The 18,389-nt window shown below is 65.7% G+C and carries 19 protein-coding genes; 3 read left to right on the top strand and 16 right to left on the bottom strand.

The window, feature by feature from the left end; genetic code table 11:
• Positions 1-54: 54 nt before the first annotated feature.
• Positions 55-501 (bottom strand): LysM peptidoglycan-binding domain-containing protein, encoded by a 447-nt coding sequence (locus tag BJY26_RS10630; RefSeq protein WP_179428099.1) that lies wholly within the window; start codon positions 499-501, stop codon positions 55-57.
• Between the two features lie 283 nt (positions 502-784).
• Here BJY26_RS10630 and lexA point away from each other — a divergent pair, with 283 nt between their 5' ends.
• Entirely contained in the window at positions 785-1,549 is a 765-nt protein-coding gene (gene lexA / locus BJY26_RS10625; RefSeq protein WP_179428097.1) for a transcriptional repressor LexA, read from the top strand.
• Positions 1,550-1,624: 75 nt separating this feature from the next.
• Here lexA and BJY26_RS10620 read toward each other — a convergent pair whose 3' ends face one another.
• Together BJY26_RS10620 and hflX are read right to left on the bottom strand one after the other, a co-directional pair.
• Entirely contained in the window at positions 1,625-3,625 is a 2,001-nt protein-coding gene (locus tag BJY26_RS10620) for an ATP-dependent DNA helicase (RefSeq protein WP_237249001.1), read from the bottom strand.
• 10 nt (positions 3,626-3,635) lie between these two features.
• Positions 3,636-5,072, bottom strand: a complete 1,437-nt coding sequence (gene hflX / locus BJY26_RS10615) for a GTPase HflX (protein ID WP_179428095.1) — start codon at positions 5,070-5,072, stop codon at positions 3,636-3,638.
• A 78-nt stretch (positions 5,073-5,150) separates the two neighbouring features.
• Here hflX and BJY26_RS10610 point away from each other — a divergent pair, with 78 nt between their 5' ends.
• Entirely contained in the window at positions 5,151-5,759 is a 609-nt protein-coding gene (locus BJY26_RS10610) for a class I SAM-dependent methyltransferase (RefSeq protein WP_179428093.1), read from the top strand.
• 124 nt (positions 5,760-5,883) lie between these two features.
• Here the strand turns inward: BJY26_RS10610 and dapF are convergent, their stop codons facing one another.
• Positions 5,884-6,786, bottom strand: coding sequence for a diaminopimelate epimerase (dapF, locus tag BJY26_RS10605; RefSeq protein WP_179428091.1), 903 nt, complete (start codon positions 6,784-6,786; stop codon positions 5,884-5,886).
• Positions 6,783-7,703 carry a tRNA (adenosine(37)-N6)-dimethylallyltransferase MiaA gene (gene miaA, locus BJY26_RS10600; protein WP_179428089.1) on the bottom strand — a complete coding sequence of 307 codons (921 nt, stop codon included), beginning with the start codon at positions 7,701-7,703 and terminating at the stop codon, positions 6,783-6,785. The genes dapF and miaA overlap by 4 nt, the downstream gene beginning before the upstream one ends.
• Positions 7,704-7,840: 137 nt before the next feature.
• Here miaA and BJY26_RS10595 point away from each other — a divergent pair, with 137 nt between their 5' ends.
• Entirely contained in the window at positions 7,841-8,038 is a 198-nt protein-coding gene (locus BJY26_RS10595) for a hypothetical protein (protein WP_179428087.1), read from the top strand.
• Here the strand turns inward: BJY26_RS10595 and BJY26_RS10590 are convergent.
• From BJY26_RS10590 to BJY26_RS10540, 11 genes are all read right to left on the bottom strand, one after another.
• Positions 8,014-8,553, bottom strand: a complete 540-nt coding sequence (locus BJY26_RS10590) for a gluconokinase (RefSeq protein WP_179428086.1) — start codon at positions 8,551-8,553, stop codon at positions 8,014-8,016. The genes BJY26_RS10595 and BJY26_RS10590 overlap by 25 nt on opposite strands.
• A complete protein-coding gene (locus tag BJY26_RS10585) occupies positions 8,550-9,314 on the bottom strand; it encodes a class III extradiol ring-cleavage dioxygenase family protein (protein WP_179428084.1) in 765 nt (254 codons plus the stop codon). The genes BJY26_RS10590 and BJY26_RS10585 overlap by 4 nt, the downstream gene beginning before the upstream one ends.
• Positions 9,311-10,813: a tRNA (N6-isopentenyl adenosine(37)-C2)-methylthiotransferase MiaB gene (gene miaB, locus BJY26_RS10580; protein ID WP_179428082.1), complete on the bottom strand. Its 1,503-nt coding sequence runs from the start codon at positions 10,811-10,813 to the stop codon at positions 9,311-9,313. Before miaB ends, BJY26_RS10585 begins: the two co-directional genes overlap by 4 nt.
• A gap of 90 nt (positions 10,814-10,903) precedes the next feature.
• A complete protein-coding gene (locus BJY26_RS10575; RefSeq protein WP_179428080.1) occupies positions 10,904-11,455 on the bottom strand; it encodes a regulatory protein RecX in 552 nt (183 codons plus the stop codon).
• A gap of 4 nt (positions 11,456-11,459) precedes the next feature.
• Positions 11,460-12,494, bottom strand: coding sequence for a recombinase RecA (gene recA / locus BJY26_RS10570; RefSeq protein ID WP_179428078.1), 1,035 nt, complete (start codon positions 12,492-12,494; stop codon positions 11,460-11,462).
• A gap of 236 nt (positions 12,495-12,730) precedes the next feature.
• Positions 12,731-12,952 (bottom strand): DUF3046 domain-containing protein, encoded by a 222-nt coding sequence (locus BJY26_RS10565; protein WP_179428076.1) that lies wholly within the window; start codon positions 12,950-12,952, stop codon positions 12,731-12,733.
• Between the two features lie 95 nt (positions 12,953-13,047).
• Positions 13,048-13,359, bottom strand: coding sequence for a helix-turn-helix domain-containing protein (locus BJY26_RS10560; RefSeq protein WP_179428074.1), 312 nt, complete (start codon positions 13,357-13,359; stop codon positions 13,048-13,050).
• Positions 13,360-13,500: 141 nt separating this feature from the next.
• Positions 13,501-13,977 carry a CinA family protein gene (locus BJY26_RS10555; protein ID WP_179428072.1) on the bottom strand — a complete coding sequence of 159 codons (477 nt, stop codon included), beginning with the start codon at positions 13,975-13,977 and terminating at the stop codon, positions 13,501-13,503.
• Positions 13,974-14,657, bottom strand: a complete 684-nt coding sequence (pgsA, locus tag BJY26_RS10550; protein ID WP_179428071.1) for a CDP-diacylglycerol--glycerol-3-phosphate 3-phosphatidyltransferase — start codon at positions 14,655-14,657, stop codon at positions 13,974-13,976. The genes BJY26_RS10555 and pgsA overlap by 4 nt, the downstream gene beginning before the upstream one ends.
• 9 nt (positions 14,658-14,666) lie before the next feature.
• The gene (locus BJY26_RS10545) at positions 14,667-17,489 is read right to left on the bottom strand and encodes an FtsK/SpoIIIE family DNA translocase (RefSeq protein WP_308191254.1); all 2,823 of its coding nucleotides are present in this window, start codon (positions 17,487-17,489) and stop codon (positions 14,667-14,669) included.
• A 268-nt stretch (positions 17,490-17,757) separates the two neighbouring features.
• Positions 17,758-18,336 carry a uridine kinase family protein gene (locus BJY26_RS10540; protein ID WP_179428067.1) on the bottom strand — a complete coding sequence of 193 codons (579 nt, stop codon included), beginning with the start codon at positions 18,334-18,336 and terminating at the stop codon, positions 17,758-17,760.
• Positions 18,337-18,389: the final 53 nt, after the last annotated feature.

Below are 18,389 nucleotides of genomic sequence, written 5' to 3'. Positions count from 1 at the left end.
CATTCGTCCCGGCGGGCGGCCGGGCGCCGCGCCGGCCCACCCGGGCCGGCGAATTCAGTACCGCGGGACGGCTATCGTCTGGCCCGCCCGCACTGCGGACGTTGGCAGGTTGTTGAGCTTTTGGATCTGCAGGATCGTTTCGCGCGGATCCGCGTTCGGCGCTGCCGTGGACGCGATTTGCCACAGTGTCTGGCCCTCGCGGACCGTGACGTGATCGACGTCGAGCTGCGCAGGTGTCGACGACGCGGCCGCGGGCGCTTCGGAGACCGCGCCGGAAACGATGCCGAGCATGCCACCGATGATCAGCGCCGCTGCCCCGACCATGATCGCCGCGCCTATGCCGACGACGATCCGGCCGCGTCGGTTGAGTCGGATTCTCCGCCCCGCGCCGGCACTTGCTCCGCGGCGCCGAATCGCACGGCGCTGACCGGCGCGGCCCTGGAGTGCGCGGCCCTGGAGTGTGTGTCCCTGAACTCCGTAACCCTGAAGTGCGATGCTCATGTCAGTCGTCCTTTCGGTCCGGCCGGTGTTCTCGGCTCCCCGGAAATCAAGAGAGTCGGCATCGTCAACCGAACGTTTATTCGATAGAACCTTTGTACTATTTGTAGCAATCATTCGAACGTGTGTCCACAATTTTTCGAGAATTTGTCGAACAAACGTTTGATACGTTCGTTCGGTAAAGCTAAGCTGGAGGTACATAGAACGCATGCTGTCAGCGAGCACCGACAACCGGTCGGACGTACCTGCGGCGCCGACGGTCCGACTAGTGCATGGGAGATCAACGATGACCAGCGACAGTTCCGCTTCGCACCGGCGTCCGGGCCGGCCGAGCGACGAAGAAGTGGCGGCGGATGTGGCGGCCGTACGCGCCCATACCGAGGTCTCCGACGCCAGCGTGCACGAGTTGCACACATCGCCGAACTACAACCGGCTCTCGGCCCGGCAAAAGCTCGTACTGGAAACCATCCGGCATGCCGTGTCGGTGCGCGGCTATCCGCCGAGCATGCGCGAGATCGGCGCGGCCGTGGGGCTCGCCAGCCTGTCCAGCGTGGCGCACCAGCTCAGCCAGCTCGAACGACTCGGCTTCCTCCGGCGCGATCCCAAGCGTCCGCGTGCCATTGAGGTCATGAACGAGGACGATTTCGAGCAGCAGCGCGATCCGGAGCTCGGCCCCGTCCCCGCGCTGGTCCCCGTTGTCGGCCGTATTGCCGCAGGCGGTCCGATCCTCGCCGAGCAAGCCGTGGAGGACGTATTCCCGCTACCCAAACAGCTTGTGGGCAACGGTGAGTTGTTCATGCTGAAGGTCGTCGGCGATTCAATGATCGAGGCCGCCATTTGCGACGGTGACTGGGTAGTTGTTCGCCAGCAGCCCTCGGCGGAAAACGGCGAGATCGTCGCCGCCATGATCGACGGCGAGGCGACCGTCAAGACGTTGAAGCGGGACGTCGATCACGTCTGGCTGATGCCGCACAATGTGGCATTCGAGCCGATCAACGGCGACCACGCCACGATTCTTGGCCGAGTCGTCTCGGTGCTTCGCAGTATCTGAGCCGCTGTGCCGCGCAACCGGCCGGAGTACATCGACTGTACTCCGGCCGGTTTTTTGTGCCGGTTCGCGCTCCCGTCAGCCCGCGGGCTCGGTATCCGCCGCGTCCAGTCGGCGCAGCGCGCCGCGCACCAGCTCACCGTTCGTCGTCGGCCACAGCGGCGGCAACGAGGCCCGAAGGTACCCGCCGTAACGGGCAGTGGCCAACCGTGAATCGAGGACTGCGACGACTCCCCGGTCCGAGGGCGTGCGGATCAAGCGTCCGGCGCCCTGCGCCAGCCGGATGGCCGCATGTGTGGCCGACACGCTCATGAACCCGTTGCCCCCGCGTGCCGCCACATCGGCGGATCTGGCAGATGACAACGGGTCGTCGGGACGCGGAAACGGCAGCCGGTCGATGACGACGAGCCGGCAATTCTGACCGGGCACATCGACGCCCTGCCATAGTGACAGCGTTCCGAACAGGCATGCCGATCGACTGGCGGCGAACCGTTTGACGAGCGTCGGCGTTATATCGTCTCCTTGGCACATCACCGGGAAATCGAGTCGCCGTCGCATTTCCTCGGCCGCCGCTTCCGCTGCACGCCGCGACGAGAACAAGCCGAGCGTCCCGCCGCCGGCCGCCGCGATGAGTTCCTCGAGCTCGCGGAACATGTCGTCGGCGGCGCCTCCGCGCGACGGCGGCGCCAAATGTTTGGCAGTGTAGAGGATCCCTTGTCTGGGATAGTCGAACGGCGAACCGACGTCGAGGCCTTGCCACTTCGGCGCGTCATCCCCGATCAAGCCAAACGAGCCGGCCAGCGGGTTGAACGATCCGCCGAGCGTCAGAGTTGCCGATGTGGCAATGACCGTCCGTTGACCGAACAGTCCGGAACGCAGCCGCCCGGCCACCGACAACGGCGCCACCTGCACCGAGACGGTCTCGGCATCGCGGAACGTCGAGCGTTCGATCCACAGCACGTCGTCCTCGGCCCCGCTCAGGATCCGCTCGGCCAAGTCGAAGATCTCCTGCAGTCTGGCGCGTGCCACCTGCCTTCCCGGGTCGGCAGTCTCCTTTGATTCGGACTGCGACGCCGTCAACGCCGACCGGGCGGCGTCCCGCACCGTCGTCAGCGCCAAGCCGAGGGCTTCGTCCGGCCCGGAGCGCAGCAGTCCGGCCACCGAGCCTTCCAAAGCCGCGGCCAAGTCGTCCCCGGCGCGTTCCAGCGATGCCGGGTTCACCGACATGTGCTTGCGCGCACTGGACGCCGCGGACGACACCATTGCCTGCGTCAACTTGCCGGCCAGCGCCGAGGTAACCCTATCGGTCAGCTCATGTGCCTCGTCGATCACGACTGCCCCGTGCTCGGGCAACACCTGTGCGTCGCCGAAAGAATCGATTGCCAACAACGCGTGGTTCGTCACAACCACGTCGGCGTCGGCGGCCTTGGCGCGGGCGCGCTCGGAAAAGCAGGCCTCGGCAACCGGACATTTGGCCGCGCCCAGGCAGTCAAAAGCGTTGACGGACACTTGCGCCCACGCCTTCTCACTCACGCCCGGGACGACCTCGTCACGGTCGCCGGTCTCGGTTGCCGCTGCCCATTCGCGAAGCCGGGACACTTCCTTGCCAAGTTTGCTGGTACCGCCGGCGCCGCCTCCCGCCCCTCCGGCAGCGGCGTCGGCGCCAAAGTCGAAAAGCGTGTCGCCGGACTCTTCCGGATACCCGCCGTCCAGCTTGTGTTTGCACACGTAATTGCGCCGGCCCTTGACCAGCGCGACTTCGGCCGCGCGCGGCAGCTCTGACTTCAGTGAATCGATGACGCGCGGAAGATCACGCGCGACAATCTGATTTTGCAAGGCGAGCGTCGCAGTGGAAATCATCACGGGCTCGTCGGCGCCGACGGCGTGGCTGATGGCGGGTACGAGATAGGCAAGCGATTTGCCGGTGCCGGTACCGGCCTGCACCAACAGATGCGTACCCGTTGCCAGCGAATCGGCAACGGCTTCGGCCATTGCGACTTGGCCGTCCCGACGTTCTCCCCCGAGGGCTTTGACAGCTGTAGCGAGCAGCTCGGAAGTATCGGAGGTTTCGCCTTTCACCTAGGCAACTCTAGTCGATGGCGAACTGCTCGAGTTCGGCCGCCAGATCACCACGGACCATGGCGTGCACCCGGGTACCGTCGGCAGTATGTTCCAGCTCGCGTACCGTACCGCGGTCATGAATACGAGAAAGCAGATCCCCGCGCGAATACGGCAACAGCACGTTGACGTCCACGTCCGGGCGCGGTAGCAATTCTTCGATCCGCGCCCGCAATTCGGCCATGCCCTCGCCGGTTCGCGCCGACACCGCTATCGAACCTTTTTCCCGCAGTCGCGCCCTTTCGAGAGCGACCGGATCGGCGATGTCCGACTTGTTGAACACGACGATCTCGGGAATCTCGGATGCGTGCTCGACATCGGACAGTACTTCGCGCACCGCCGAAATCTGCCCCTCGGGTTCGGGATGCGAGCCGTCGACGACGTGCACGAGAACGTCTGCGCCGCCGACCTCTTCGAGCGTCGAACGGAACGCTTCGACGAGTTGGTGCGGAAGGAATCTCACGAAGCCGACGGTGTCGGTCAGCGTGTACTGGCGGCCGTCCTCGGTGCGCGCTCCGCGGACCGTCGGATCCAAGGTGGCGAACAGTGCGTTTTCGACGAGCACACCGGCCGAGGTCAGCCTGTTCAGCAGCGACGACTTGCCGGCGTTGGTGTAACCGGCAATGGCGACGGACGGGATGGCGCCGCGCCGCCGGGTGGAGCGTTTCGTGTCGCGCGCCGGCTTCATGGCGTCGATCTGTCGACGCAGTTTGGCCATCCGGGTGCGGATGCGGCGTCTGTCGAGTTCGATTTTCGTCTCGCCCGGTCCGCGCGAGCCGATGCCGGCGCCCCCGGCGACTCGGCCGCCTGCTTGCCGAGACATCGACTCGCCCCAACCACGCAGCCGCGGAAGGAGATAGTCCAACTGCGCCAATTCGACCTGCGCCTTGCCCTCGCGGGATTTGGCGTGCTGGGCAAAGATGTCGAGAATGAGCGCCGTCCTGTCGATCACCTTGACCTTGACGATGTCTTCGAGGGCACGGCGTTGGGACGGGGCGAGCTCGACGTCGCAGACCACTGTGTCGGCTCCGGCATCGCGGACGATCTCGGCAAGTTCGGCTGCCTTGCCCGAGCCTAGGTACGTACTGGGGTCCGGCTTCATCCGTTTTTGCAGGACGCCGCCGCATACGATCGATCCGGCGGTCTCGGCAAGCGCCGCCAGTTCGCGTAGCGAGTTTTCGGCTTCGGCGGTGCTTCCGCCAAGCCAGATGCCGGCCAGCACAACACGCTCGAGCCGCAGTTGCCGGTATTCGACCTCCGTGACGTCTTCGAGTTCGGTGGACAACCCCTCGACGCGGCGAAGGGCGTGTCGGTCGGCAACGTCCTGCTGCCCGGCGGCACCGTATTCGCGGTCGCCGACGGCGGTGCCGGCGTGCGAAAGGATTCGGCTTATCACATCATCAGTCATATTGGTTCCAGGATCCCATCCCGATGGCACTGGTGCCAACGAATTTCGGTCGGGGGCTCGCCCGTTAAGCTGTCACTCATGGGTACCGACCATTATTTTTCCGCCGAACCGGCAGGTCGGGAGCGTCGTCGCACGATCTCCACGGTTTTGGGCGGGCGCACAGTGGAGGTGTGCACGGCCAACGGAACTTTCAGCCCCGACCACGTCGATACCGGTACCCGGGTACTGCTCGACACGGTGCCGGCGCCGCCGCCCGGAGCCACGCTTGCCGATATCGGTTGCGGATGGGGGCCGATCGCGCTCAGCGCCGCTCTCCTCGAACCGACGGCCACGATCTGGGCCGTCGACGTCAACACCCGCGCCGTGCAACTCACTGTCGATAATGCGGCATCACTCTCCGTCAATGTCAACGCCGGCGTGCCCGAAGAGATTCCGCCGGAGCTCACGTTCGACCTGATCTGGTCGAATCCGCCGATTCGTATCGGCAAGGCCCAACTGCATGAGCTGCTGCTCACGTGGTTGCCGCGGTTGACCCTCGGGGGCAGTGCCTGGCTCGTCGTGGCCAAAAAACTCGGCGCCGAATCGCTGCAGCGCTGGCTTGCCGATTCGCTCCCCGGCGAGTTCGCCGTTGACAAGGTCACGATCGCCAAGGGGTTCCGCGTCATCAGGGCAACTCGGAACGGTTGAGCGTCCGCACTCCTCTGCGCCGAGTGGTGGCGAATGGCTGCGAAATCGCAGATTTCGCAGCCATTCGCCACCACTCGATGGGAGGGGGCAGCCATTCGCCACCACTCGGCGAGAGGGGGCAGGCTCAGCGGAACGCGACAGTGCCGTCGGCCACCAGTTCGGCGGGGCCTGCCAAGTGGACGCGTTCGCCGTCAACTCGCACCTGCAGCGTTCCGCCCGGCACGTCGACCCGCCACACATCCGGCGCGCCGGAACCGGCCCACAACCGGGCGGCAAGCGCAGCCGCACACGCCCCGGTTCCGCATGACTGGGTCTCGCCGACGCCGCGCTCGTGCACGCGCATCGTCACGCTGCCGTGTTCCTCGTCGAGCTGGCCGGGAACTATGAATTCGACGTTGATTCCGTCGGACGGAACCGGATCGACGGACGGCGCGTGGTAGAGGTCCAATTCGGACAACTCGGATAGCTCGGCAAGCGCCACGACGGCGTGCGGATTGCCCATGTCGACTGTCAGAGCCGGCCGTGGCACTTCCAGCCCGGAGACCCGCACCAGCGAATCGGTGCCGTCATGCCGTCCGGCCTCGTCGGAAATCGTCCAGGTGCCCATGTCGACCGAGAACCAGTCGGCGTCGTCCCCGGGATAGGCGATGTCGACGCGGCGAACGATCTTCACGCCGTCGCGGGTGCCCACGCGCAGGGTCTCGGTCGTCGCAAGGCCGTGAGCGTAGAGATAATGGGCGAACACGCGCACGCCGTTGCCGCACATCTCGGCAACGGAGCCGTCGGCGTTCGAATAGTCCATGAACCATTCGGCGCCGTCCGCGGCTGCCCGCGCAGCGGCCGGATCGTCAAGAGCACGCGAGCGCACGATGCGGATGATGCCGTCGCCGCCGATCCCCAAGTGCCGGTCAGCGAGCCACTGCACGTAGCCCGGCGTGATGTCGAGCGCGGCCTCGGCATCGTCGATCAGGACGAAGTCGTTCCCGGTGCCGTGCCCCTTGGTGAAATGAATGGACGTATTGCTCACTCTGCCAGCCTAAGCGCTTTGTCCAGCAGCTCGCCGCTCCCCTGCCCGGCATCGAGCCAGTTGATGCGCTTGTCGCGCCGGAACCACGTCTCTTGTCGTCTCACGTATCGCCTGGTGCCGGCCACCGTTCCGTCGAATGCTTCACGCTCGGTGCAGTGGCCGGCAAGATGATCGAGCACTTGAGCGTATCCGAGCGCGCGGCGTGCGGTGCCGCCTTCCCGGAGTCCGCGCGATTCGAGCGAGCGTACCTCATCGACGAGACCGTTGCGCCACATCCGGTCGACCCGGGCGGCGATGCGGTCCCCGAGAACCTGCCGGTCCAGCCCGAGGCCGATTTGCACGGCCGGCACTTCGTAGGTGTAGTCCGGCAGGGTGGCGCTGAACGGCTTGCCGGTCAGCTCTATCACTTCGAGAGCGCGGACGACTCGGCGCACGTTCGCCGGGTCGATCTTTGCCGCGGCGGCGGGGTCGGCGACCGCCAACTCCGCAAACAGGCATTGCGGGCCGTCGCACCGGGCTCGCCGTTCAAGTGCGGCGCGCACTGCGTCATCCCGCGGCGGGAAGTCGAGTTTGTCGACGGCCGCGCGCACATAGAGACCCGAGCCGCCCACCAGGACGGCACGGCGTCCGGCCGCGGCGAGTTCCGTGATCACTGCTCGAGCCTCCGTCTGGTACCGCTGCACGCTCGCGTTCTGCCGGATGTCCAGGACGTCGAGCAGATGATGCGGGACGCCGCCGCGTTCGGACCGGGGAAGCTTCGCCGTGCCGATGTCCATGCCCTTGTAGAGCTGCATAGCGTCGGCGTTGATGATTTCGGCGCCCAGGCGTTTGGCTAACGCCACCGCCAGATCGCTTTTGCCGGTGGCCGTCGGCCCGACCACGGTGATGACGGGGCCGGGGAGAGAAGTCTTTGACACGCCCACCAGTCTTTCAGATCGGCCGGCTCGACCCGGACGTCGTTTCCTTCCGGTCGTCCCTTCCCCCGTGCCATGATGGGGATTCACGAACTCGCAGGGGTCCACCGGACACCGACCCGGGCACGAAAGGCACAGTCATGAATTTCGATGAGTTGAAGAAGAAGGCCGCCGATCTTGCCGAAGCCGGCAGGGACAATCTCGAAGAGGTCGGCGGAAAACTGCGCGATGCCGGCGAAGAGTTTGCCGAACGAGCCGAAAAACGCATCGACAAGGGAATCGACGAAGCCAAATCCCGCGCCCGGGAGTACCGTCAGTCGCGCGGCGATTCGGAGTAGGCAAGCGACAAATCGGTCAGGATCGAATCCACTATTTCGTCCGGCTTCGCCGCCACATCGACGACTATTCCTCTTTCGTCCGGGCCGAGCGGCTCGAGCGTGTCCAGTTGCGATTGCAGCAGATCCGCAGGCATGAAATGTCCTTTCCGGGCCGACAGCCTCTCCTCCAAGAGCTCCTTCGACGCGGTCAAATGCACGAACACGACACCGGGCGCCCGCAGGACGTCGCGATAGCTGCGTTTCAACGCCGAGCAGGTCACGATCCCCGGCGCGCTGTCGCTCTTGGTGCCGGCGATCCAGTCGGCGATTCGTCTCAGCCACGGCCACCGGTCCTCATCGGTCAGCGGATGGCCATCGTGCATCTTGTCCACGTTCGCCCGGGGATGGAAATCGTCGCCCTCGGCGAACTCCCATCCAAGCCTTGACGCCAGGCCGGACGCAACTGTCGATTTCCCGCAGCCGGACACTCCCATGATCACCAATACAGTCGGTGCCGTCTGAGCGTTCGCCGTCATTTGTCTCCTTCATGGCTGTTGTCGGTCGGTGCGTCCACCGACCAACGGCCGACGAAGTATTCGACCCCGAACGGGCGCTCATGAACCGCCGGCGAGGCTGCGTGGACTTCCTCGTCCCCGAGGATACTGCACACCGCGGACCAGACGTCCGCGCCGGAGATCTGCAGGCTGTCGGCTGCTGCCGCTTCGACGGCCAACGCCGCCGGATCGGCGCGTTCGATGGCGACAAGAATGCGCGCGTCGGCGGCAGCTGCCTCGGCAGCGAACGGGCCGGGCGACGATCTGGTCGACCTGGCACTTCCTTCACCGACGGCAATGAGCACGACTGTGCGATCCTCGTCCGTGCACGCGTCGATCGCGCCGGCCAGGGCAGCCTCGCCGCCGCCTTCGGGCCCGATCTCGACGGCCCGGACGACGTCGGCGTGGACGCCGGTGCCGTGCAGCAAGAGCAGACCCGCCGTCAGCGATGCCGGGAGGACCGGGTTGTCCTCGCTTTCCGGGCCCGGCACGATCAGCCGGCCGCCGACCAGTCCGATTCGCTTGTCGACACCGAATCCCGCCAGGGTGCCCCAGGAATCGTCATCGTGGACACGTGTCGCGTCGCCCTCGCCCACCAGGACGACGGACGCCGCGGCCAGGCCGGTCAGCGTGGCGGCGCAGGCCTCGCGCAATGCTGCGCCGACTGCGTCATCCCGAGGATTGACGCCGTCCACCAATACCGGCGCGCCCGGCCAAAAGAGGACGGCGCCCGGTGGGCTCACCGGCGCACCGGCAGGGTCGGCATCCCCAAGCTGACGGGCTTCTTCTCCCCCGGGGCATTCGGGGCGCCGCAGGAATCGGCCTGTCGGGCCTCCCAGGCCGTCCCGGCGCGGGTACGGCGGAGTGTTGCGTTCGGGTCGTCGGCGAACAAATAGTACGGCTTCGCTTCGGTGACGACGGCAGTGACCATGTCGCCGGGACGGGGCGTCTCCATGCCGGCGGGCACCGTGAAGTGCACCAGCCGGTTGTCCTCGGCGCGGCCGGACAGCCTGTGGGTCTGCCCGTCCTTGCGCCCTTCGCCCTCTGCGACGAGCACTTGCACGGTCGTACCGACCTGTTTCGTGTTTTCTTCCCACGCCACTGCGTCCTGCAGCGCCACGAGCCGTTCGTAGCGCTCTTGCACGATCTCTTTCGGCACTTGTCCGTCCATCTCGGCGGCAGGGGTGCCCGGACGCTTGGAGTACTGAAAGGTGAATGCCGAGGTGAATCGGGAAGCACGTACGACGTCAAGTGTGTCGTTGAAGTCCGCTTCGGTCTCACCGGGAAATCCGACGATGATGTCCGTGGTGATCGACGCATGCGGAATCTGTTCTCGCACCCGGTCGAGAATGCCCAGGAACTTCTTCGACCGGTACGAACGGCGCATGGACTTCAGCACGGAGTCCGATCCGGACTGCAGCGGCATGTGGAGTTGCGGCATGACGGTCGGCGTCTCGGCCATCGCGTCGATCACGTCATCGGTGAAAGCGGCCGGATGCGGGCTCGTGAACCGCACCCGCTCAATGCCCGGCACGTTGCCGACCGCCCGCAGCAGCTTGGCAAAAGCGCCCTTGTCGCGAAACTCGGACCCGTACGAGTTCACGTTCTGCCCGAGCAGCGTCACTTCGATGGCGCCATCGGCCACCAGAGCTTCGACCTCGGCCAAAATATCGCCGGGGCGCCTATCGCGTTCCTTGCCGCGCAATGACGGGACGATGCAGAACGTGCACGTGTTGTTGCAGCCGACCGAGATCGAGACCCAGCCCGCATATGCCGATTCCCGGCGGGTCGGAAGCGTCGACGGGAAAGTCTCGAGCGATTCGAGGATTTCGACCTGTGCCTCGTCATTGTGCCGAGCACGTTCGAGCAGGGTCGGCAGCGAACCGATGTTGTGGGTGCCGAACACGACGTCGACCCACGGCGCCTTCTTCACGATGGTGTCGCGATCCTTTTGCGCCAGGCAACCGCCCACGGCGATCTGTAAGCCGGGATGCTCGCGCTTGACCTCGGCCAATCGACCCAGGTTTCCATAGAGCTTGTTGTCGGCGTTCTCGCGCACGGCGCACGTGTTGAACACGACGACGTCGGCTTGTCCTTCGGTGCTGCGTCGATATCCCGCCGCGTCGAGCAGGCCGGACAGGCGTTCGGAATCGTGCACGTTCATTTGGCAGCCGAACGTCCGCACTTCATAGCTGCGCTGGGCGTTCTCGGCCGAATACGCCACGGGAGTTGTCAAAGTCATATCGTCATCCAGAATACGACCCGGCCCTCCCCCGGCGCGAGTCGGCAACCCGGCAGCCCGTGCCCCGGCCCCGGGCTACTCGGCGCCGGGCTACTCGGCGCCGGGCTGCTCGCCGTCCAGCACCGATTTGACGACGCGAAACGACAGAGCCGGCGAGTAGCCTTTTCGACCGAGCATGCCGACCAGCCGGCGAATGCGCTTTTGCCGGTCCACGCCGCTGCTCGAACGCGCCTTGCGTTCCACAAGTTCGCGGGCGGTTTGCTCTTCGTCGGCCGGGTCGATTTGAGCGACGGCCGATTCAATGATGTCGGCCGACACCCCCTTGGCGCCAAGTTCGTGCGCCAAGGCCTTGCCGGCCAACCCCCGACCGGACCGTTTGGCACGCACGAACGATTCGGCGAACCGGGCGTCATCGATCAATCCGGCTGCTTCGAACTTGTCGAGCAGATCCCGGGCCAGCTCGGGCGGCACGTCGCGAGCGGCGAGCTTGGCCGCCACCTCTGCCCGGGCATAGTCGCGCATCGCCAATAAGCGGTACACATAGTTCTTCGACCGGGTGTACTCCTCAACGGACACGCCGTCCGCGGCCGCCCGGTCCGGGAGATCGTCGCCCGCGCCGTTGCCGTCCTTCGCACCGAGCATGGAGCTAGAAGTCGACCTCGGGGGCGGCCGGCGCATCGAGTTGCGGGCCGATGCCGAGCTTTTCCTTGATCTTCTTCTCCAATTCGTTTGCCAGATCGGGGTTGTCGCGCAGGAAGCTACGCGAGTTCTCCTTGCCCTGACCGAGCTGATCGCCCTCATAGGTGAACCAGGATCCCGATTTGCGGACGAATCCGTGTTCCACGCCCATGTCGATCAGGCCGCCCTCACGGGAAATTCCGTGTCCGTAGATGATGTCGAACTCGGCTTGTTTGAACGGCGGGGCGACCTTGTTCTTGACGACCTTGCACCGGGTGCGGTTGCCGACGGCGTCGGTGCCCTCCTTCAAGGTCTCGATCCGCCGGACGTCCAGGCGCACCGAAGCGTAGAACTTGAGCGCCTTGCCGCCGGAGGTGGTCTCGGGCGATCCGAAGAACACGCCGACCTTTTCACGCAACTGGTTGATGAATACCGCAGTCGTCTTCGACGTCGCCAGGGCGCCGGTGATCTTGCGCAATGCCTGGGACATCAGCCGTGCCTGCAGGCCGACGTGCGAATCGCCCATCTCGCCTTCGATTTCAGCCTTCGGCACGAGGGCCGCGACCGAGTCGATGACGATGATGTCGAGGGCGCCCGAGCGGATCAGCATATCGGCGATCTCCAGGGCCTGCTCGCCGGTGTCCGGCTGTGAAACCAAGAGGCCGTCGGTGTCGACACCGAGGGCTTTGGCGTATTCGGGGTCGAGCGCGTGCTCGGCGTCGATGAATCCGGCGATGCCGCCGGCGGCCTGCGCGTTGGCCACGGCGTGCAGCGCGACGGTCGTCTTACCGCTCGACTCGGGGCCGTAGATCTCAACGACGCGGCCGCGCGGCAACCCGCCGATACCCAGCGCGACGTCGAGCGAGATGGCACCGGTCGGAATCACCTCGACAGGGGCGCGGACCTCGTCGCCCAGACGCATGATGGCGCCCTTTCCGTACTGGCGGTCGATCTGGCCCATCGCCGTTTCCAACGCTTTGGCCCGATCTGGCTTTGCGGCCATGTGAAGCTCCTTGATTCGTGTCATTCGGTTCTCGCCGGCAACGATGCGACGAGTAATTGCTAGTCACACAGTAGCCAGCGGCACCGACATCGAAGGGCCGGCAGGAGACGAATTGTGGATATCGCCGGTGTCCTTGCCATTGTGTGGACAATACTTAGTATACCCGTTCGTGGGAACACGTGTTCGAACTCAACACGCCGAGGAGCCGGGTTTTTCTCGACGGCTCGGCGCCCGGCTCATTTCTCCCCGGGCTTCTTCCGTCCGAGCAATCGATCGGTCGGCACATCGGTCGCCCCGCAGATGGCCAGCCAGACGGCACGGGGGTCTTCGCCGTCGTCCAGCGCCTGCCGTGCGGTCCGACTCGACAGCGGGGATAGCGTCAGATCTTCGAACAACGCGCGAGCACGCACCTGTCCGAATTCATCGTTCATGAGCGACCAGAAATGTGTCAGACGCATAAGACTTTCTTTTGTCGGGTGGGCCGAAAACGGCCGGCGCCGAGCAAGGAGCCCGGCGCCGGCCGCAATTCCGGTCCGTTCGAGTGCGCAGACGTTCAGACGCCCGGCGACACCAGGTCGCCCGACACTTCGTCCGTGAGTTCCTGCGGCACCGTATCGGGAATCGCGACACCCTCGACGATGGCGATCCTGTCACTGACGTCCCGCAGCAACAGCGCGAGCGGAACCTCGAGCGCACCGCAGATCGATGACAGCAGTTCGGATGACGCTTCCTTTTGACCGCGCTCGACTTCGCTTAAGTATCCGAGCGATACACGGGCACCGTTGGACACATCGCGAAGCGTGCGGCCCTGGCGCTGACGGTTGGTCCGGAGCGCGTCACCAATCTCAGTACGTAGCAAAACCATGGCGTGCCCTCCTCAAGCTTGTGGTACATCCGCCCGGCACATCCTGCGATACCAGCACCGCCGGAAACACCGGTTAATCTTCATAACTCATCGTGAACCGAAAACGTTCCCTCTAAGCCTAGCCGTTTCCGGTGACAGTAGTCACGTTGGCGCTCCCCGACCGCACTCGAGGAGCAATTGAAGCGCCGCATCGACGCTTTGCCGGCGTATCGCCGATCGGTCGCCGCCGAACTCGTGTCGCCGTGTTCGCCGGACATCGCCGCAGACCACGCCGATGAAGACGGTGCCGACCGGATGCCCGTCCTGCGGATCAGGGCCCGCCACTCCCGTGGTCGCCACGCCCCAGTCGGCGCCGAGCCGGGTACGGACGCCGGAAGCCATTTGCTCGGCCACTCGCGCGTCCACGGCGCCGGACGACGCCAACAATTCCGCATCGACACCCAGGAGTGCCGATTTCAGTTCGGTCTGATACGCCACGATGCCGCCGCGAACGACGGCCGAGGCTCCGGGGACGTCGACGAGAGCCGAAATGAGCAGGCCGCCGGTCAGCGACTCCGCGACGGCGATCGACGCCTGCTGCGTTCCCAGGCGGGCCAACACATCCGTCGCACGACTCATGAGGAAGCGTCCGAGCCGCCGCCGTCGCGCCGGCGCGCCCGACGACTGGCAGTCAATTCAGAACCGGCTCGCAGCCGCGCCGCTTTGACCAGATAGTCGATGCCCGTCAGCACAGTCACGATCAGCGCCGCCGCCATCACCACCCATGCGGCGACGAGCACGATTGTCGATGTCGGGTGCCCGAACCAGGCCTCGATCGGCAGCAGGAACAAGCCGACCGCGCACGATTGCAGTACCGTCTTGAGCTTCCCGCCGGGGCTGGCCGGCATCACTCCGTGGCGGATCACGGCGAACCGCAACAGCGTGATCCCGACTTCGCGCACCAGGATGACGATGGTGACCCACCAATAGACAACCCCGATTATCGACAGGCCGATCAGCCCGGCGCCGAGCAGAGCCTTGTCGGCGATCGGATCGGCGATCTTGCCGAAGTTGGTGATGAGGTTGTATTTGCGGGCTATTTCGCCGTCCAGCCGGTCCGTGATTATTGCAACCAAGAACACGCAGAACGCGATGAGGCGCAGTCCGGCGTCCTCGCCGCCGTCCCACAAGAGCAGCACGAAGAAAGCCGGGACCATGACGATGCGCAGCATCGTCAAGACGTTGGCAAGGTTCCAAACGGGCGGTTCCGCCGGTTTCCCGGCGCTGCCTGCCGAAGCCTCGGACTCGGAAGAACTCACACCTCCAGCCTAGTCGCTAGGGCCGCGACCGGTCAGAGTCCAGGCATCTTCGTCCGAGTCCGAGTCGACGGTCTCCATGGCATCGGTCCGTTCCGAGACCGGATCGGAGGCGCCGCCGTACCCGTAGCCGACCGGGCTGACTTCCACGGCGCTGTCGTGCGGCGTCGTCACCGGCGCTTCGGACGACGCGTACTGCACCTGTGTCGCTTGCTCGCTCGCGGTCGGGCCCGCAGCGGTCTGCCGGATCGGTTGTCCGGTTTGCTGTACGGGCTGACCGGTCGGTTCCGGCCCGCCCTGCTGACCGGCATCCTGCGCGGCGTCCGGCGCCGGCCCGTCACCGCGCAAAAGCGCGAGCGTCTCGGGAAGCGAGTCGACCTGCACCAGCACGTCACGGGCCTTGGAACCTTCCGAAGCGCCAACGATTCCGCGGGATTCCAGCAGGTCCATCAGCCGGCCGGCTTTGGCGAAACCGACCCGCAACTTACGCTGCAGCATCGACGTCGAGCCGAATTGGCTTGTGACGACCAGCTCGGTGGCCTGCAACAGGATGTCCAGATCGTCGCCGATATCGTCGTCGATCTGCTTCTTCGGCGCCTCGGCCGCCACATCGGTGCGGTAGACGGGCGTCAGCTCTTGCTTCACGTGTCCGACGACGGCGTGGATCTCGGACTCGTCGACCCAGGCTCCTTGCACGCGCATCGGTTTCGACGCGCCCATCGGGAGGAAGAGGGCATCGCCTTGACCAATGAGCTTTTCGGCGCCGGGCTGGTCGAGGACGACGCGCGAATCCGCAAGCGACGACGTGGCGAACGCCAGACGGGACGGCACGTTGGCCTTGATCAGGCCCGTGACGACGTCCACGCTGGGACGCTGGGTGGCCAGCACCAGGTGGATGCCGGCAGCGCGCGCCAATTGGGTGATGCGCACGATCGAGTCCTCCACGTCGCGCGGCGCCACCATCATCAGATCGGCCAACTCGTCGACGACGACCAGCAAGTACGGGTACGGCTGCAGCACGCGTTCGCTGCCGGGCAGCGGGGTGACCTGACCGGCGCGGACCGCCTTGTTGAATTCGTCGATGTGCTTGAAGCCGAAGTTCGCCAAATCGTCGTATCGGGTATCCATTTCCTTGACGACCCATTGCAGGGCTTCGGCGGCCTTTTTCGGATTCGTGATGATCGGCGTGATCAAGTGCGGAATACCCTCGTACCCGGTCAGCTCGACGCGTTTCGGGTCGACGAGGATCATCCGGACCTCGTCGGGCGTGGCCCGCATCATGATCGAACAGATCATGGAGTTGACGAAGCTCGACTTACCGGCGCCCGTCGCGCCGGCGACCAGCAGGTGCGGAGTCTTGGCCAGGTTGGCCACGACGAACCCGCCCTCGACGTCCTTGCCCACTCCCATCACCATGGGGTGTTCGGTCTTCCGGGCCGCTTGCGAACGCAGGACGTCGCCCAGCACGACGGTTTCGCGGTCGGCGTTCGGGATTTCAATGCCGATCGCCTTCTTGCCGGGAATCGGCGAAAGGATCCGGACATCGGCGCTGGCCACGGCATAAGCGATGTTCTTGCTCAGCGCCGTGACGCGTTCGACTTTCACGCCGCTGCCCAGCTCGACCTCGTAGCGAGTGACCGTCGGGCCGCGCGAGAAGCCGGAAACTTGCGCATCGATGCCGAACTGATCCAGCACGTCCGTCAGCGCGGCGACGACGCGGTCGTTCGCGGCCGAGCGTTCCTTGGCCGGCGGGCCGGGAGTGAGCATATTGCTCGGCGGCAGCGTGTATGTCACATCGCCGGCCAGTTGCAGCTGCTCGACGCGCTGCGGCAATTGCGTGGTCGGCGGCGCGGCGGGCGTTGCGGCGGACGTCGTGGCGGCGGCCTGCTGAGCGCCCGGGGCGCCCGGGGCTGCCTGGTTCGCGGGCTGCTGGGTTCCCGGCTGCTGGGTTCCCGGCTGGGCCCCTTGCCGGTTTCCGGGCGCGCCCTGCCCCGCGGCGTCCGGCTCGCCTTCCATGCCGAGCGACGACTTGATGTCGGCAAGCGCCTTTTCCTGCTTTGTCGGACGGCGCTGGCCCGGCTTGAGCCCGGAGCCCGAGTCCTTACCGGAGTCCTTGTCGGCGATGATTGCGTTATCGAACGCCACATCGATGGGCTCGGTCTCGTCCGCGGACTGCTTCTTGCTGCGCCGTTTCGACCGGCCGACGGGCTTGAGGGTGTTGGTGGCACGGTCGGCGGCCACGAGGTCGTTGTCGTTGTCGTGCTCGGGACCGGCCGGCCGAGGCGACGAACCGGTCAAATGCTCGTAGCCGGCACGCAGCCGGGCGGGTATGTCGCGCACCGGCGTGGCGGTGATGACAAGCAGTGAAAACAGGCCGAGCAGGCCGAGCAGCGGCACCGTGACGTAAATGGTGAGCGCCGCAATGATCGGCGACGACACGAGGAAGCCGATCACGCCGCCGGCGCCGCGCATTGCGGCCCGGCCGTCGGCGAATTGGGGCACGCCCGACGATATGTGCGCAAGGCCGCATGCGGCGACCAGCAGGGCCAGGAGCCCGATGAAGATCCGATTGTTGGCGCGTACTTCGCTGCCTCGAATCATCAATCTGACGGAGAATCCGACGGCCAGCACGGGCAGCGCCAAAGCGACTCTGCCAAACGTGCCTTCGAGGACGTACCGGACTCCTGTGCCGATGGGCCCTCCGATCGACCACCATTCAAAGGCAGCCACGACTATCGCGAACGCCAGCAGGAAGAACGCGGTACCGTCCCGGCGAACCTCTTCGGCCTCGTCCTCGGGGGCTTGAGTCGCTTTTCGAGTTGCATTGCCAACCATATGTGAACATCCCATCCAGGCGCCGCGGACCGCACGAGCAGGCATCGAGGGGCCATTGCGCTCTGCGGTGGATTTCCCCTGCGTCCGGACAGACGACCCGGCGCTGCCGCCCTTGGGCTTTCGCGCTGCCGCCGAGCCCTTTGCAGCCGAGCGGCCGGTCTGTCTTTTCTTGGCGGGGGAAGAAGTACTAGTCGCCATACCTTAGAGGATAGCTTTTCCCGCGCCCACATTGCAGTCTTTGCCGGTCGGGGCCGGTCCCGTGTCGTTCTTAGGCATTGCACAGGACGACGTCGGCATACCTTTTGATCCGCTCCCGGGCAAGGATCGCGTCTTCCTGAGCAGCCCACACCGGCCACCACCACATCTCCCGGCGTGCCGCGGCCGGCTCGGTCTCCTCCGCATCGCCGGCAACGAGAAATTCGTGCTCTCTTGCCGCTGCCCGTTGCCATCGGACCGGTTCGGGGACGTCGATCCAGACCAGGACGTCCAGCAGTTCGCGCGCACGGGCCGATCCGATCCCGCATCCTTCGACGATCAGCACGGACGCCGGCTGCTCGGGCGCCGCTGCAGACACGGGCGTCACGCTCACCCATTCGGCGTAACGGGATCGATGCCAGTCCCAGCGCCGGTAGCCGGCTTGCCGGCCGGCCCCGCGCTCCGACCCGGCGAGCGGCTCCAGCACCCAGCGGACCGCCAGGTCGACGGCCCGGTCGAGGCCGTGCCAGCCCGGGCAGAGCCAGTCGAGCTGCACCGTGCAGGTGCCGAAGCCATTGCCGTCCAGTTCGGCCGCCAGATCCCGCGCCACAGTGGATTTACCGGAACCCGAGCGGCCGTCAATCCCCACCACTGCCGCAAAACGCCCCGCCGCGTCTGGAACGCGCTGTAATGACAGCGCGTTCC

This window comes from Spelaeicoccus albus, from assembly GCF_013409065.1.
GTDB lineage: Bacteria > Actinomycetota > Actinomycetes > Actinomycetales > Brevibacteriaceae > Spelaeicoccus > Spelaeicoccus albus.
This window is presented reverse-complemented; position numbering and strand designations above follow the sequence as displayed.